This window comes from Cohnella silvisoli, from assembly GCF_021190915.1.
Taxonomy (GTDB): Bacteria; Bacillota; Bacilli; order Paenibacillales; family Paenibacillaceae; genus Cohnella; species Cohnella silvisoli.
The window spans coordinates 288,940-303,966 of sequence record NZ_JAIOAP010000003.1 but is presented as its reverse complement, the minus strand read 5'-3'; the positions used below and the strand labels follow the sequence as shown (position 1 = coordinate 303,966).

Here is a 15,027-nt window from a genome sequence, read left to right as displayed (position 1 = left end):
GGGCGAAAACAAGATGATCCGATGTCTTAAAACAGCGTTTCAAGCTTCAAAAGCCGACCTGGAACGGCTGTTTGCGTGCAACCGGATTTCTGCAGAGATATGGAACCAGTGTTTGCTCATCGCTAAGCATTACGCTTTGCAGAACGATGGCAAATGGATCGGAAAAACGAATCTTCAAGCGGCATTGAAAAACCAATTCCCTCTGCACTCGCAATCTGTTCAAGCGGTGTGCCACAAATATCTGTTTGCCAGAGACAGCGCGAAACAAGCCAAAAACCAAGGTTTGGCTAATAAATACCCGTACAAGAACAAAAAACACTTCAACACGAAATGGGTAGACCAATCGTTCAAATTAGAGGGCAACACCCTAACCTTAAGTTTGGGTATTCAGAACGGCAAACGCCTGCAGCCGATCAGAATCATCGTTCCAGATTTGCCTGAAGCAGACATTAAGGAAATTGAGCTTGTATTTGACCGAAAACTCATGGTTTCGATGAGCTATGATGACGGAAGATCGGTTTCAGTAAATCAAGGCAACCAAGTTGCAGGCGTTGATCTGGGTGAAATCCACTCGATCGTAGCAACGACCACCGAAAACAAGGCGATCATAATCACGGGAAGAAAAGCAAGAAGCATCCACAGACTCCGAAACAAGAAGCTGGCCGAGCTTCAGAAGCTGATGAGCAAATGCAAAAAAGGCAGTCGGCAGTGGAAAAAGTATAAAAGAGCCAAAATGTACATGCTCAGTAAAAGCGAGCGCCAGTTGAATGATGTCATCCACAAAACAACAAAGCAATTCGCAGAGTGGTGTAAGGAAAATGAGGTAAAAGAAGTGGTTGTCGGCGAAGTGGAAGGCGTACAGCGCAACACGAAAAAGAAGAAAAGAAAGACCGTCACGCAAAAGCTATCCAATTGGAGTTTTGGCAAAATTCAGAAGCAGCTGGCATACAAGCTTGAAGAACAGGGAACAAGCGTGAGAACGATAGATGAGAGCTATACCAGTCAACAATGTCCTTGTTGCGGTAGAAGAAAAAAGACTTCTACAAGAAATTACAAATGTTCGTGCGGCTATAGCGAACACCGGGATATTCACGGCAGCAAAGGCATATTGTCCAAGCACCTGCATGGAGATATCCGATATTTGGGCGAAACGCAAACGATAAAGTATCTACGGATCGCTTAGCGAGAAGTAGTAGATGGTGAGTTCCCACCCACTTGCAAAAGTGTTGCTTACTGAACCCTACCGTTAGATTTCCGCTGCCAGCAGCGAAAGCAAGTAGCCAACCTATTTGCTTGCAGAAAGTACCGGTATGGCTGGTAAGAAACCCCTACTTCTTAGCGAAGCGTAAGTAGGGGAGGTTCATCTTTGACGTCTTCATTGTACAGCGAGGGGATTTTTCCAAGAACTTACTCGGGTCCAGACTTTTCCACCGACCTTAGTCAGAAAATCCCCAGACCCTAATAGTTGTTTGCGGCTCGGCTGCATTTGCCATCCAACGGAAAAAGCAGCCTTCTTCATGTCCGGTTGTTTATTGCTTTTTGAGCGAGAACAGGGTCGGATGAAGCCCTTTTAAGCTGAGAGTCATCTCCTTCGAGAAGCTGAACTGAACCCGCTCCGCGGCTGTTTGCAACGCTGCATCCGCATCCGTTAAACAATAAATGCACCCGTTCTTTTTCAACACCCGTTTCATTTCCTTAAAAACATCGTAATACAGCCCGGCAATATTTTCGTCTGCAGCGATTTGCCGACCAAAGGGCAAGTTGTTAACCATTTTATCCACATAGCCGGAATCGATAGGCAGATGGCGGGCATCCCAATGCTGGATCTTTACATGATCATGGAGTCCGATATTTTCCATGGAAGCTTCCACAGCTGAATATCAAGCCGAAACTCTATATCATGCATTCCAGCTGTGCTGATCCGATAACGGGAATCACGCTTCGCAATCCCCCGTGCTGCCGCTTCTGCCGCATCAAAACGAGAATATGTATGCTTCCCCACTCGGCTGGTGTTGACTTTATAGCTGATGAATCCGGAGCGCCTAAGGCATCCCCAAGACGAGTCCAGTTTGGAAATTTCATTTTCGATATCGTCTAGATGAAGCTTATGGTGACCGACCCGAAATCGATGTATCAGTTTGCGTCAGCTATTTTAACCCGAATTTCATCCTGTAGTACGTGTTCCAGCCCCGGCAATACCGTAGTCAAAATATTCGCTATTTCCTTGATACCCCTTCGCAATTGATTTTTGGGCACAAAAAAACGCAAATGAACAAATAGTTCATTCGCGTCAAACAAGGCACCCTTTATAAGGGTACGCCTCGGAAAAGAGCGTGATTGATTATTCCGTTCTATGACAGCCGAAAGCATGCAGAGAGATCAAGAAAATAGAAGCCCTAGATCCAAAAAAAATGCAAAATGATGTCGAAATTTTACCGGTATTTTACCATTAAATGATATTCTAGTAGTTGAGGGTTAATCGAACGTCGGGATTCTAGGCAAAATCGATTTCGCAAAGTTTGACGTTCTTCGAATCAAGGAGATCATCGACGATTTTCAAATAGAAATCGGACCATCTCTGAACGTCTTTCGCGTTAAAGATGCGGCCGTCGTATCTCCACTCGATTCCGGCAAAATGCGGCATGGCCGTATACACGGTTAATCCAAGCGTATGATGCTCAAGGCCGTTCCAATAGATCCAATCATTCAATCCGGGCACGGGTTGGGCGGCTGCAAGGCCAAAATTTTGCGACTTGTCCGGCACGGGGATCAGGTTAAAATAAAAACGGGGAATGCGGTTCGCGTCCTCGTCGAAGATCTCGCGCCATATTTTCGAGTAAGGAAGTTTCGCGTTTCGGGAAACCTGGTGCAGCGTTGATTTGGCAAGAGCTATTAAGTCTTGAAGAGCAAGCTCATCGCTTATCGAGGTTCGATAAATGACGATGTTGGCCAAGTATCCAATCGTAGTACGGTAATCTCTTGAACGGTTGGCAAGAATCGAGAACATTCCGATATCTTTTAATTCGAAAGCCTTTGCTAGCAATGCCAAGTAAGCGGCTTTCAGAACGATTTGGGCATGGCCCAGCGTCCCCTCGCCAGCTCCGGCTAATTTCCGCATTGTATCCGGCGGAAGCTGCGATCGGTAAAGAACCAATTTCTCGGGCGCCGATGGCAAGGAGTAAGAATCCGATGGATCGAACCCGTCCAAATATTGTCGCCAAAATTCCATCTGTCTCCGTTCGTGCGAGCCGGACAGAAATCGGTTCTGATCTTCCAAGTAGCTTTCGAAATTTTGGGGCTGTGGAGACATACTGCGATCTCCCCCATATATCTCTGCCAAACGCAATAATAGCAATACTGCGGCATGTCCGTCCGCAACCATATGATTCAAGGTCGCTATCAATCGAAAATCCTCTTCGCCTAGTCGCAATAAGCAACCGCGAATCGCCAAAGGCGACTTCATTGGCATCGGATTGGAGTAGATACTCTCCAAGTAGGAATGCAAGATATCGTATTGCCGCTCAGGCGATTCGCTCCGTTTATCTGCATAGTCAAATTCGATCGCAGGTTGAGCATGGATTCGCCGTCTTAACACGCCGTCGCTTTCATGAAATGAAGTTCTTAAGGCGGCCTCTTCGTTAACCAACTGCACGATGGCGTTCAACATGGACGAATAATCGAGCAGCCCCTCGAATTGGAGATGAACATTGATATTCATGAACGGCAGTTCAGGTTTGTTCTCGACGATCTGCCACAGCAATTTTTGTTGATAAGTCGTTTGAAGCCCCTCATCGTGATTCATTACGCATACCCTCCGCTTCCAGACTATTACTCTCAAAAATAATCATTTTAGCGAAAAGTGTCAACTCAGGGGATATCAAACATTGGAGGGTTTATTTTGATAATGGAACGGGTGAAAGACCGACTGGCAAATGCGGCTTCTTTCCATCGAACGACAGGTTTGCCTTATTGCACGATTACTTATGCCCAGAGTATCGATGGAAGTATTGCAGCAGGTGCCGGTTGCGCGTTGGCAATCAGCGGAATGGAATCTCTTAAGATGACGCATTCTCTCCGGGCGAATCACGATGCCATTCTTGTAGGCATCGAGACCGTACTGGCGGACGATCCCTTATTAACGGTTCGCTTGGTGAGCGGGGAGCATCCCCAGCCTGTTGTGTTGGATACGAATCTGCGTTTTCCGGAGGACGCGCGCATTCTGTCCAACCCCAAAAGGCCATGGCTGATGACGGGGAATAACATCTGCCAGAACCGAAGAGCGAATCTGGAACAATCGGGCGCGCGCGTTTATCCCTTGCGAAAGAACGACAGCGGACAAGTAGACCTCTCCCATTTATTGCGGACCTTGGGAGAACTGGGCATTCGGAGCTTAATGATCGAGGGCGGCGCGCGCGTCATTGCCGGTTTTCTTGAACATCGATTAGGCAATCAATTGATCGTTACGACAAGCCCGATGCTTGTTGGAGGGTTGCGTCCAGTGGGGATGAAATCTTCCGATTCCAGTTATCCGCTATTAAGCCAAACCGTATATGAACAATGGGGGGCCGATATGGTGATGGCCTCGGATCTGGAGTGGGCTTCCTATGTACAATAAAACCTTATATTTTACGGGTCCCGGGCAAGTGGAAATTCGCGAAAGCGCAATACCGGAGTCGGGCGCGGGAACGGTTCTTGTAAAAGCGTTGGTATCGGGAATCAGTTCAGGCACCGAGCTGTTAATCTACCGCGGACTAGCTCCGCAGCATATGCCCGCCGATTCGACGATCTCTTCGCTCTCGCACTCCTTGGCTTATCCCCTTCCCTACGGCTATTGCATGATAGGACGAGTCGTGGAGGTCGGGCGCGATGTGGATCCGGATTGGATCGAAAAAAAGGTGTTTGCGTTTCACCACCATTCCTCCTACTTCCTTGCCGCTCCCGATTCATTGATTTGCATTCCTGAGGATCTGAGCTTGGATGAAGCGATTTTCATGCCGAACATGGAGACGGCCGTCAACTTGTTATTGGATGGCAGGCCGTTGATCGGAGAGCGCGTTGCCGTATTCGGCCAAGGAATCGTCGGATTGTTGACGGTGTCCTTGCTGGCTCTGCAGCCAGTCTCCCAATTGCTAAGCTTTGACTTGCATCCGGCTAGAAGAAACGTTTCGTTAACGGCCGGAGCCCATTACAGCGTGAACCCGTTAGCGCCTGACTATCAAGAACAAATCGAATCGTTATTATCGAAATACGGAAACCAAGCCGGTGTCGATCTCACCTACGAATTATCCGGATCACCTTCTGCGTTGGATCAAGCCGTGGCCTTGACCGGATATGACGGTCGAATCATCGTCGGCTCATGGTATGGTTTGAAGCGTGCTTCCTTGGATTTAGGTTCGCATTTTCATCGCAGCCGGATCAGGTTAATCAGCAGTCAAGTCAGCACGATAGCTCCCGATCTGCTAGGAAGATGGAATAACGCGAGAAGAATCGACGTGGCCTGGCAAATGATTCGCCGGATTCGTCCGGATTCGTTCATCACACACCGCTTCCCTCTGGATAAAGCAGCGGAAGCCTACGAAATGTTGGACAAGCAATCTGACCAAATCATTCAAGCCGTCATTATTTACGAATAATTCGAATAAAGAGGAGAATTTGAAATGTACACAGTATCGGTTAAACGGGATTTTATCGCGCAGCACTTTTTAATTGGCGGGGATTGGGGAAAAGAAAACTTCGTGCATTCCCACCATTTCATCGCGGAATTGCGATTGCATGGCGAACAATTGGATCGGCACGGTTATTTAGTCGATATCGTGGATATCGAAGCGGCTTTCGACTTGGTCGTGGAATCTTATCGCGACCGCACTCTGAATGAATTGCCCGAATTTGCCGGCATCAACCCAAGCATCGAACATTTTTCCAGAATTCTCTGCTTAAAACTGAGTGAACGTATTGTTGCGCCCAATATACAAGCTTTAACTCTTAAGCTATGGGAAACGCCAGAGGCTTGGGCTTCCTACGAATTAAAGAAATAATTTACTATCTACGCCTGAAGGAGTCCCCCTTATATGCATATTCTTACGCCGGAGCTCAAAAAAATGCTGCTCTCCAAATTGAAAAAATCCGTTAACCCCGATGGGGAACGGATCTTTCTCTTCGGCCCTGTCCAAATGCCGATTCAAATCGATGGCGAAACTTTTCCCTTTCAGTGGTATACATGGTTGAAGCATCCCGATCTGCCCGCGGATTCCGAATCGCTGCTTAACATGCTAGACCGGCTACCCCTTGCCGAATTGCAGCAGAGTTCGGTTTTGACGTATGGAGACTATTCCGATTCGGAATTGGCCAAGGTACGTATCCACAGCATTTGCCACACGGGCGATATTTTCGGCAGTCAGCGCTGCGATTGCGGGAGCCAGCTGCATATCGCCTTTCAGCAAATCGTCGAGTTCGGAGTCGGAGCGATCGTCTACGTCGCAAATCATGAAGGGCGCGGTATCGGACTATTTAACAAATCATTGACCTATGCGCTTCAGGAGCATGGCTTTGATACGGCTGAGGCTAACTTAAGCCTTGGACATAATCTCGATGATCGCAGCTATCAAGATGTTGCCATCGTTCTAAACATGTTAAGATCGAATCCAATCCTATTGCTCAGCAATAATCCGTTAAAGCGCCAATCGCTTGGGAGGCATGGCGTTCCTGTTATCGGTGTGGAAAACCTGCATGGCGTCGTATCGGACTTTAATCGTTCCTATCTGCAAAGTAAAAAACACCGATTTAACCACACTCTCGAATCGTTGGTTTAAGTAACGCGGAGAACGCAAATAGGTTGACTCTTGCGAGCCAACCCCTAAATGGTCAAGCTTTTTAGATTCATAGCCTACTGCGATTAATCGCAAATAGGTTCGGAATCTGGACTTACAGTGTCGCATGGAGGTTACTGCTGACTCCAAATGGGGATCAAATTGCTGTAGCTGTAAAACTACCGCTATCGCTCACCATCTAAAAGAAAGAAATTATAGGAGATCTAAGTAGTACAAAAGACACCTATTGCGCTTCTCGAAGCGCCCTTAACCCAAGTGCGATAGATCCGCTTAATCCGGCGTTATCGCCGAGACCCGGAGGCACGATATAGTCATCGATGCCGTCCGCTAACGCGGCTGCGCTCACGTAACCTTTCAGGTTGCTGCGCACCTGCTCGCGGATTAACGGGAATAGCTGCACCTGATGCATAACTCCCCCGCCTAGAATGATCCTCTTAGGGGACAGAAGCAGAATTGCATTCGCCAGCGCTTGACCGATATAGAAGGCTTCCATCTCCCAAGCCGGATGATCCGCGGGCAAATCGCCGCCTTTGACCTTCCACCTTGCTTCCAGCGCCGGACCTGCCGCCATCCCCTCCAGACAATCCCCATGATAGGGGCATTTGCCCTCATAGGTATCGTTAGGATGGCGGCGCGTCAATACATGTCCGCCTTCGGGATGAACCAAGCCATGAACGAGGCTGCCTTCGGCAAAAACGCCAACCCCGATCCCCGTGCCTATCGTGTAATAAAGACAACTGTCCAACCCTTTGGCAGCGCCCCAAGTCGCTTCCCCAAGGGCTGCTGCGTTCACGTCCGTGTCCCAGCCAATAGGAACATCGACCGCCTTCCGAAGCTCGGGCAATACAGGGTAGTTCCCCCATCCCGGCTTTGGCGTCGTCGTTACATATCCATACAACGGACTCCCGCGATCGATGTTGATGGGACCGAATGAGCCGATCCCGATGGCTTCCACCTGCTTATCCCGGAAATAGGCGACGACCTGCGCCAGCGTCTTCTCCGGCTGTTCCGTTGGAAAGCTGACGCGATCCAATACTTCGCCCGCCTCGTTCCCTATCCCGCATACGAACTTCGTTCCACCAGCTTCGACTGCACCTATTAACAACTTAATTCCCCCTGCCCATTCAACCTTATCTACTGTTCCAACCGATAAAATCCTTCAAGCTGGGCGACGATCTCCGCCTTCGCATTGTCGACCACGACTTGACGCTGCGGCTTGTCGAACAGCTCTTGAATCCGCTCCGGAAATTTCTGCTCGATTCCGATCAGACGAATCGCTTCGTCGAATTTAGCCGGATGCGCCGTAGCCAGCGAGATGAACGTCCCGTTCTCTTTGCGGCCCGCTCCCTCATAAGCGGCGATTCCGCACGCGGAGTGCGGGTCCAGCAAATATCCGTAACTCTCTTGATAGATCTGAATCGTTTCCAGACATTCCGCGTTCCCAACGCTATAAGCGGTCAAATCCTGCTGAATACGAGCTAACTCCTCTTCCGTGAACGTAAGCTGTCCCTCCGCTTTAAACTGCTCCATGCGTGCGGCAACGGCATTCGCATCCTCCCCGCTGAAGTAGTACAAGTAGCGCTCGAAGTTGCTCGCAATCTGAATATCCATTGAAGGGCTATGCGTGCTGCGGAATCCTTCCGGCTTATAGACACCTTCATTGATAAACCGCTCAAGAATGTTGTTTTCATTCGTAGCTAGGATCAGCTGTTTGATCGGTACTCCCATTCTCTTAGCTAGGTAACCCGAGAAAATATTGCCGAAATTACCGGTAGGAATGCTGAAGCTGACGCCATTCGCCCTAGCTTTTGCCGGCAATTGCAAATAAGCATAGAAATAATAAACCGACTGCGCCAAAATACGGACAAAGTTAATGGAGTTAATCGCCCGGAGATGGTACTTCGTCTTAAAAGGAATGTCCGCGAACAGCTCCTTAATGATATGCTGGCAATCATCGAAGTTTCCGTTAACCGACAAGTTCAGCACGTTATCGTCCTGCACGGTCGTCATCTGCAGTTCCTGAACGCGGCTCACTTTGCCGTTCGGATGGAGAATGCAAATCTGAATGCCTTCCTTGCCCCTAACGCTGCTAATCGCCGATGCTCCCGTGTCCCCGGAAGTCGCGCCCAATATGTTAATGACTTGGTTCTGCTTCTTCGCCACATAGGCGTATAGATTGCCCATGAACTGCAGGGCAACATCCTTGAACGCAAAGGTCGGCCCGTGAAACAGCTCGAGCACGTGCAAAGAATCGTTTAATGTCGTTAACGGCAGTACGTCCGGGCTTGTAAATCCGGCATAGCTATCTTTAATAAGAGTCTTCAGATCAGACTCTGGAATTTCATTGTTCGTGAATAACGAGAAAATTTCCAGCATCAAATCCTCATAAGAAAGCTTGGCCCATACGTCCAGCTGCGCAGCGGATACCGTCGGAATCGTCTCCGGAACGATCAAGCCGCCATCGTCGCCAAGGCCCATTAGGAACATATCGATAAAGCCGATCGGCGATACTTTACCTCTCGTACTTATATATTTCATGGTCAAATTCTCTCCTCATTAGGTATTGTTCTCCATACATTGTGGACGAAAGCGATCATAATTTCAACAATTCCGTTAAAGCCGCTCGCAAACGATGACATGGCGGGTAAATTTCCCTTTGTTCACCGTACAGCGATCCTTAATCTCAAACCCCGATTGCTCGATAATCGAATCGATCGATTCTATCGTTACGATAATCGCTCTACTGGCGAATCTCCAAGCGCTGCTTAGCATCTCAAGCTTCTCCTCGGGGCTTATAACCGAGCAAAGATTATAAGGCATGTCGATTATCGCAACGTCATACCTCTCCGAAATCTCTCGCATATCCCCTAGCACGACTTCCGCTTCGAACCCGAAAAAAGCAACATTTTCTCTTGCTCCGATAGCCGCAAGCGGATTAATCTCGCGCCCAACGATGTCGATCCCCATCGATAATGCTTCCACCAATACGGTGCCGATTCCGCAGCAGGGATCAATGACCGTAACTCCCGCCGTCTGCGGAACGGCAATATTCACGATTGCCCGAGCGACCCGGGTGCTTAGCGCGGTCGAATATTTCCGCGGTTTATCGTTATGCTTGAGCCATATCGCCTCTCCCATCGCGCATTCGCCGAATCGCCAACGTCCACCCATCCGCACGACGCCGAATACCCTGTCAGGCATTCGCATTTCCGCTTTACCCTTAATATGCAGACCAATCTCACGCTCAACGGCGCGTTTCTCTTCATACTCTATTTTCGTATCATCGTACGGATTATCGTAATCTATCGCAACGACTTTGAAGGTCGCCCCATCCAGCTGAATCTTTTGCACAAGTTCCCCGATTTCCTCAACGCCGCTACCATCGAACAGCACCTCTATCCTCGTCTTAATGAAGGGGCTTCGGCTTGGGTCGATACGAATCGGACTCTCCAAGAGATTGAACGTGGGCTCAATACCGAATAACGAGCGCATCTCCAGCATGCACAACGATCGTTCTTCTTCGTTTGCGGCAACAACATATATATATGTACTCAATTTGCGATCCATCCTTTACCCGCCGCTTTCCTATCCTTATTTTACGATAACATTCGCCAGGACAAAAAACACTACAACAATAGTACAATAAAAATTAGAAAAGGTTGGTTAAATAGACTACTATGGAAGAGAAGCAAAATCCCGAGCAATTGAAGAGGAGGATCCGCATGTTGGACAAATATCGTTTGGATGGCAAGCAGAAGGCGTCCCTGCAAGACTATGATCCCGATGACACGGCGAGCTTTAAGGACAAGGAAGAAGTCGCAGAGGGCTTCGAGCAATTGAAGGAACAACTGCAGGACATCCAAGAACGGTTGTACGCTTCCAAAACTCACGGGGTTCTTATTATTTTCCAAGGAATGGACTGCAGCGGCAAGGACGGGGTTGTCAAAAAAGTACTCTCCGGCCTTAATCCTCAAGGCTTCCGGGCGGAAAGCTTCAAGCAGCCGACAAGCGACGAAGCGGCCCACGATTTCCTATGGCGCACTCACAAAGTAACGCCAGCCAAAGGTTACATCACTTCCTTTAACCGTTCTTATTACGAAGACGTGCTCATCACTCGCGTGCACGAACTCATCGACAAGAAAGTCGCGAACAATCGCCTTAAGCATATTCAGCATTTCGAGAAACTTCTCGCGGACAACGGAATCGTCGTGATCAAGATTTTCCTTCACATCTCCCAGGACTTTCAACTGAAGAAAATAAACGAACGCATGGAAAACCCCGAGAAGATGTGGAAATTCGATCCTAGCGATCTCGAGGAACGCCATTATTGGGGTCAGTATATGAAAGCTTACTCGGATGCCTTTAAGGCGTCCGCTACCAAACATAATCCGTGGTTTATCGTTCCCGCCAACAATAGATGGTTCCGCGATTATCTCGTGCTTAAGATTATCGTCTCCACCCTAAACAAGCTTAAACTGGAATATCCGCAAGTGGATATTCCACAAACGCAAAGGCAGGAATAACCGTGTCCTATTTATCAGTGAGCACTTGGAGCTTGCATCGACTACTCGGTCCACTGCACTGGACGATCTGGGATGCCGAGGCCGGCACGCACAGAACGAGCGTACAAGAACAGCCGCAACTACTAACCCTGCTTGAGTTGCCTTCAGAAGCCTCGGGACGAGGATATCAAGCTGTCGAGGTTTGCCATTTTCATTTTCCGTTTACGGACGCCGCCTATCTAGGGCAGCTTCGCAATGCTTTCTCGGATGCGGGCGTTTCCTTGGATACGCTTCTGCTGGATTACGGTGATTTGACTTCAACGGATGATAACAGAGCCATCGAAGATATGAAACTGTACAAGGAATGGATCGATATTGCTTCCTTGTGCGGTGCCAAGCAAATCCGATTGATTGCGGGGGAAGCGAGGCCTGCGGATGAGGCCGCGATCAAGCGATCTGCCGCAGCTCTAGTGGAGTTGTCCAAGTATGGGGACTCCCGGAACGTGCGCGTGATTACCGAGAACTTTAAGGCGCTTACCTCCAAGGGGGAAAGCTGTTTGAAGTTGCTTGCTCTCACGGAAGGCTCAGTCTCCATGATAACGGACTTCGGAAACTTCGCCGGGCAAGCCAAATACGAGGAAATCGCCATGACCGTCCCGTATAGCGTGTCCATTCACGCGAAAGCAGCTTACGACGAATCCGGCTATCCCGACGAAGCCGAATTCATGCGCTGCCTTGAGGCTGTAGAGGCTGCAGGCTATAATGGCGCATTTGTCCTTATCTACGACGGCCCCGGAAACATGTGGGACGGGCTTGACCGGATCAAACGAATTGTAGAACCTTACATTGCCAGAGGGACTCCGCCGCAAGCGTCCAACTAGTGGAATCGCATAATTGAATGGGACAGTTGGCGCAACTTTCAGTAATAAAAGTACGTGAACAGGGGATTACGCCCCCTGCTCACGTACTTTTATTTGCATGGCAAACGATTAAACGCTAGTAGTCACGCCCCGAACCCGATCTGATCGACCTGGTACCTCGCGTCCCAAAGGGACGTTGAATTCGTGCTGAACCAAATCTTGATTTTATCGATGCTGCCTTTGTAAGCCCACCCGCTTACATCCATCGAGAACTTGTTCCAAGTATTTGGAGTCATCTGCGCTTTGCCTTCGATGATGTTGATGCCGCTGTAGATGCGCACCGTTACGTTATATTGGGTCGCGTTCGGACAAGCCCCGTAAGAGTCGATGGCGAATTGGAACTTCGGCACACTTGCGGCGCTGATCGGGGAAGAGAACACTTTGGTAATTCCCTTCTCGGCTCTCGCCCCGCCTTCTCCATCGCCCGTCAGGCTGTTATTGATATTAACTTCGAGCGCCTTGGAACCTGCGTAAGGGGTACCCGGACCGTTCGCGAAGCTTGTTACCTCAGCTGCCGATTGGGAATATTCCGAGATCGCCCATCCGTCCGTCGAAGTCTCGAAGCCGGAGACGCCCACCGTCGGAGCGATCGACGATACCGACGACAGGCTGCCGACGACGGGAGGCGTCCGATCCGCGAGCTGGGACGAATCGTAGCCGGGGATGACGGATGACCAGTTCGTAATGCCGATAATGGGCTTCGCGAATTCCGTCACTGCGACGGACTCGCTCGTATCTATTTTTTGAAACACGTCGTAAATGTACTTGGGATCTTGGGGCGCGTACGGGACCGACTTAGCTGCGTCTCTCGTCCATAACCCGAGATTCAGGCCGCCTTCCTCGCCATGATCGACGTGCCGGTGCAGAATAAAGGAATCGATCCCGCCGAGGAACTTGGCTTTGTAGTAAGAATAAGCGTAAGCTGCCGCCTGGGTCTTCTGATCTGCCAAAGAATTGCTGAGCGAATGAAAGCCTTGCTCGGATAGGATGATTCTTCTTTTATTTCCGTTATAAAGATAATTGGAAGCTCCGATGTAATTGGTCAGCACCTGCAAGTTCTTGAAGTTGATCCGGACGGAGTTAGCATCGTTCGTAACGGTCGTGTCGTTCCAGATCGTTGGATCGAATAAGTCCTCCGGGTATGGGTGGTAAGCGATGTTCCAGGGGATGTTCCCTTCGGCCGTTATCCGTTTGTTGAATTCATCCATCAATGCTTTCCCTTTATAGGTTTTCAACGCATCCGTCCCGGCACTGCCGTTCCAGAAATGGTCGAGGGAGATGTACGTTCTGCCGTTGGAGTAATATTTCTTCACCGCTGTTTCCGCGATTCGGTAGGCTCTGGCGTACTGCTCGACGAAATCCTGCAGCGCCTTGTTGCCCATGTCGTACCAGTAATACTGGGAGTTCACCTCATTGCCGACAATGTAATTGACCGCCCGACCATAGAGCTCGTCGCTTCTCGTGTACCGGCTGGCGAGGAACTCCACGCCCGCTTTCCAGTACCGGACGCCGTCGGCGTTCGTCGCATTGATCGCCGCTACCGTACCGTTGCCGGAATAGTCGGGATGAACGAGCAACGCGTTTATCGAGCCAGGCCTGTTGTACATAATCAGAATAAGAGTAACGATGACATCGTCGTCCGATAACGTCTTGATGTCATGATCCAACCGATTTACGTAATCCTGCCTTAAGTAGTAGGTTGCGCCGTCCATAACGAACGGAATTGCATTCGTCGGATCCGTCTGGAACAGCTCATTGAAGGATACGTTGAGCGCCGCATGCCCGATTCCGAGTTTCTGCGCATCGTCCACGTTTTGTACTTGCAGCCCTTTCATCGTTCTCGCGGTTGGAAAATCATACGTATTCACGGAAGCCGTTAATTGGCTCACGTACGCAGGACTCGCTATTAGTTTCTTCGTCGCATGATCCACGACGACAAACTTGGAATAAACCTTGTCTCGAGAGGATGCATACCGGGGCGTACTCAACGCAAAGCTTGCGACTCCCCCGCTCGGACTGAAGGTCTGAGTGGCCTGAGCCGTATACGTTGCAGTAATGTCGTACTTCTCGTAAGGCTGAAGCTCAATGAGATCCAGTTGTGCGGATGAAGCGGTCGTATATGTTCCTTGTGCCGTAATCTGCGAGGAACCGGCGGAAACCTGACTCACGGCGCCCGGATATGAAGGAGGATAGGCGGAGAAACCGATGTTATCCAGTTGGTGTTTCCCGGTCCAGTTGGTCGAATAAGTCACGGAGCGGTAAGCGACTTCAATCTTCGTGATGTTGTTCCGATAGCTCCATCCGCTCAGATCCACGCTTAGCTCGTTCCACTGGTTGCCCGCAATGCTCTGGGTAGAAACGAGGGTTTGGCTGTTGCTGTAGAAAGTGATTCTCACCTCAAACTGAGTATGAGTGGCATCGATGCCGTACGTGTTGAAAGCACCATGAAAATAGTGGGTAGCGGAAACGTTTAGGGCTGGGGAGAAGTTTTTGTAAATCGCCCTCCATGTCGTGCCCGGTATCGCCGCAGTCGACAACTCTCCCATCCGGTTGCCGGCATAAGGAGTCGTTGGGCCGTTTAGGCTGCTCGTCACGTGCGAGAGACCTGTTACGTTGCTGCCCCATTGCCAATTATCGGTGCCCGTTTCGAAGTTGCCGATGTCCGTCTCGAGCACGGCCGCCGCTGCCGGAACCGATCCCGGAATGAACGGAACAAATACCGCGAGGCAGATCAATGCCACCATCCAACGATTAACGATCTTCATAATTATCCTCCTC

Annotated in this window: 13 protein-coding genes; 7 read left to right on the top strand and 6 right to left on the bottom strand. The window is 49.6% G+C overall.

Going from position 1 to position 15,027, the window contains the following annotated elements; genetic code table 11:
- The first annotated feature begins 13 nt into the window (after positions 1–13).
- Complete coding sequence (locus K7P76_RS08020) at positions 14–1,183, top strand: RNA-guided endonuclease InsQ/TnpB family protein (RefSeq protein ID WP_232184725.1); 1,170 nt, start codon at positions 14–16, stop codon at positions 1,181–1,183.
- Between the two features lie 346 nt (positions 1,184–1,529).
- Here K7P76_RS08020 and K7P76_RS08015 read toward each other — a convergent pair whose 3' ends face one another.
- Together K7P76_RS08015 and K7P76_RS08010 are read right to left on the bottom strand one after the other, a co-directional pair.
- Complete coding sequence (locus K7P76_RS08015; protein WP_232184724.1) at positions 1,530–1,859, bottom strand: class I SAM-dependent methyltransferase; 330 nt, start codon at positions 1,857–1,859, stop codon at positions 1,530–1,532.
- 635 nt (positions 1,860–2,494) lie between these two features.
- A complete protein-coding gene (locus K7P76_RS08010; RefSeq protein WP_232184723.1) occupies positions 2,495–3,802 on the bottom strand; it encodes a condensation domain-containing protein in 1,308 nt (435 codons plus the stop codon).
- A 102-nt stretch (positions 3,803–3,904) separates the two neighbouring features.
- On the opposite strand from K7P76_RS08010, the gene K7P76_RS08005 reads away from it, so the two are divergent.
- From K7P76_RS08005 to K7P76_RS07990, 4 genes are read left to right on the top strand one after another with little or no spacing between them, the layout of a single operon-like run.
- Entirely contained in the window at positions 3,905–4,615 is a 711-nt protein-coding gene (locus tag K7P76_RS08005; RefSeq protein WP_232184963.1) for a RibD family protein, read from the top strand.
- A complete protein-coding gene (locus K7P76_RS08000; RefSeq protein ID WP_232184722.1) occupies positions 4,605–5,633 on the top strand; it encodes a zinc-dependent alcohol dehydrogenase in 1,029 nt (342 codons plus the stop codon). The genes K7P76_RS08005 and K7P76_RS08000 overlap by 11 nt, the downstream gene beginning before the upstream one ends.
- Before the next feature lie 24 nt (positions 5,634–5,657).
- The gene (locus K7P76_RS07995) at positions 5,658–6,035 is read left to right on the top strand and encodes a 6-pyruvoyl trahydropterin synthase family protein (RefSeq protein WP_232184721.1); all 378 of its coding nucleotides are present in this window, start codon (positions 5,658–5,660) and stop codon (positions 6,033–6,035) included.
- Positions 6,036–6,074: 39 nt separating this feature from the next.
- The gene (locus tag K7P76_RS07990; RefSeq protein ID WP_373692362.1) at positions 6,075–6,809 is read left to right on the top strand and encodes a GTP cyclohydrolase II; all 735 of its coding nucleotides are present in this window, start codon (positions 6,075–6,077) and stop codon (positions 6,807–6,809) included.
- Positions 6,810–7,050: 241 nt separating this feature from the next.
- Here K7P76_RS07990 and K7P76_RS07985 read toward each other — a convergent pair whose 3' ends face one another.
- From K7P76_RS07985 to K7P76_RS07975, 3 genes are all read right to left on the bottom strand, one after another.
- Positions 7,051–7,932: an ROK family protein gene (locus tag K7P76_RS07985; RefSeq protein ID WP_232184720.1), complete on the bottom strand. Its 882-nt coding sequence runs from the start codon at positions 7,930–7,932 to the stop codon at positions 7,051–7,053.
- Positions 7,933–7,961: 29 nt separating this feature from the next.
- Positions 7,962–9,365 (bottom strand): threonine synthase, encoded by a 1,404-nt coding sequence (thrC, locus tag K7P76_RS07980; protein WP_232184719.1) that lies wholly within the window; start codon positions 9,363–9,365, stop codon positions 7,962–7,964.
- 75 nt (positions 9,366–9,440) lie between these two features.
- Complete coding sequence (locus K7P76_RS07975) at positions 9,441–10,394, bottom strand: TRM11 family SAM-dependent methyltransferase (protein WP_232184718.1); 954 nt, start codon at positions 10,392–10,394, stop codon at positions 9,441–9,443.
- A gap of 155 nt (positions 10,395–10,549) precedes the next feature.
- On the opposite strand from K7P76_RS07975, the gene K7P76_RS07970 reads away from it, so the two are divergent.
- Both K7P76_RS07970 and K7P76_RS07965 read left to right on the top strand, forming a co-directional pair.
- A complete protein-coding gene (locus tag K7P76_RS07970) occupies positions 10,550–11,350 on the top strand; it encodes a PPK2 family polyphosphate kinase (protein ID WP_232184717.1) in 801 nt (266 codons plus the stop codon).
- A gap of 2 nt (positions 11,351–11,352) precedes the next feature.
- Positions 11,353–12,210: a sugar phosphate isomerase/epimerase family protein gene (locus K7P76_RS07965; protein WP_232184715.1), complete on the top strand. Its 858-nt coding sequence runs from the start codon at positions 11,353–11,355 to the stop codon at positions 12,208–12,210.
- Positions 12,211–12,332: 122 nt separating this feature from the next.
- Here K7P76_RS07965 and K7P76_RS07960 read toward each other — a convergent pair whose 3' ends face one another.
- Positions 12,333–15,014, bottom strand: coding sequence for a DUF5722 domain-containing protein (locus tag K7P76_RS07960; RefSeq protein ID WP_232184714.1), 2,682 nt, complete (start codon positions 15,012–15,014; stop codon positions 12,333–12,335).
- Positions 15,015–15,027 lie beyond the last annotated feature (13 nt).

Excerpts from the sequence above, each read along its gene's own strand:
- K7P76_RS08020 (WP_232184725.1), top strand. The coding sequence starts at position 14 with ATGATCCGATGTCTTAAAACAGCGTTTCAAGCTTCAAAAGCCGACCTG.
- K7P76_RS08015 (WP_232184724.1), bottom strand. The coding sequence starts at position 1,859 with ATGGAAAATATCGGACTCCATGATCATGTAAAGATCCAGCATTGGGAT.
- K7P76_RS08010 (WP_232184723.1), bottom strand. The coding sequence starts at position 3,802 with ATGAATCACGATGAGGGGCTTCAAACGACTTATCAACAAAAATTGCTG.
- K7P76_RS08005 (WP_232184963.1), top strand. The coding sequence starts at position 3,905 with ATGGAACGGGTGAAAGACCGACTGGCAAATGCGGCTTCTTTCCATCGA.
- K7P76_RS08000 (WP_232184722.1), top strand. The coding sequence starts at position 4,605 with ATGTACAATAAAACCTTATATTTTACGGGTCCCGGGCAAGTGGAAATT.
- K7P76_RS07995 (WP_232184721.1), top strand. The coding sequence starts at position 5,658 with ATGTACACAGTATCGGTTAAACGGGATTTTATCGCGCAGCACTTTTTA.
- thrC (WP_232184719.1), bottom strand. The coding sequence starts at position 9,365 with ATGAAATATATAAGTACGAGAGGTAAAGTATCGCCGATCGGCTTTATC.
- K7P76_RS07975 (WP_232184718.1), bottom strand. The coding sequence starts at position 10,394 with ATGGATCGCAAATTGAGTACATATATATATGTTGTTGCCGCAAACGAA.
- K7P76_RS07970 (WP_232184717.1), top strand. The coding sequence starts at position 10,550 with ATGTTGGACAAATATCGTTTGGATGGCAAGCAGAAGGCGTCCCTGCAA.
- K7P76_RS07960 (WP_232184714.1), bottom strand. The coding sequence starts at position 15,014 with ATGAAGATCGTTAATCGTTGGATGGTGGCATTGATCTGCCTCGCGGTA.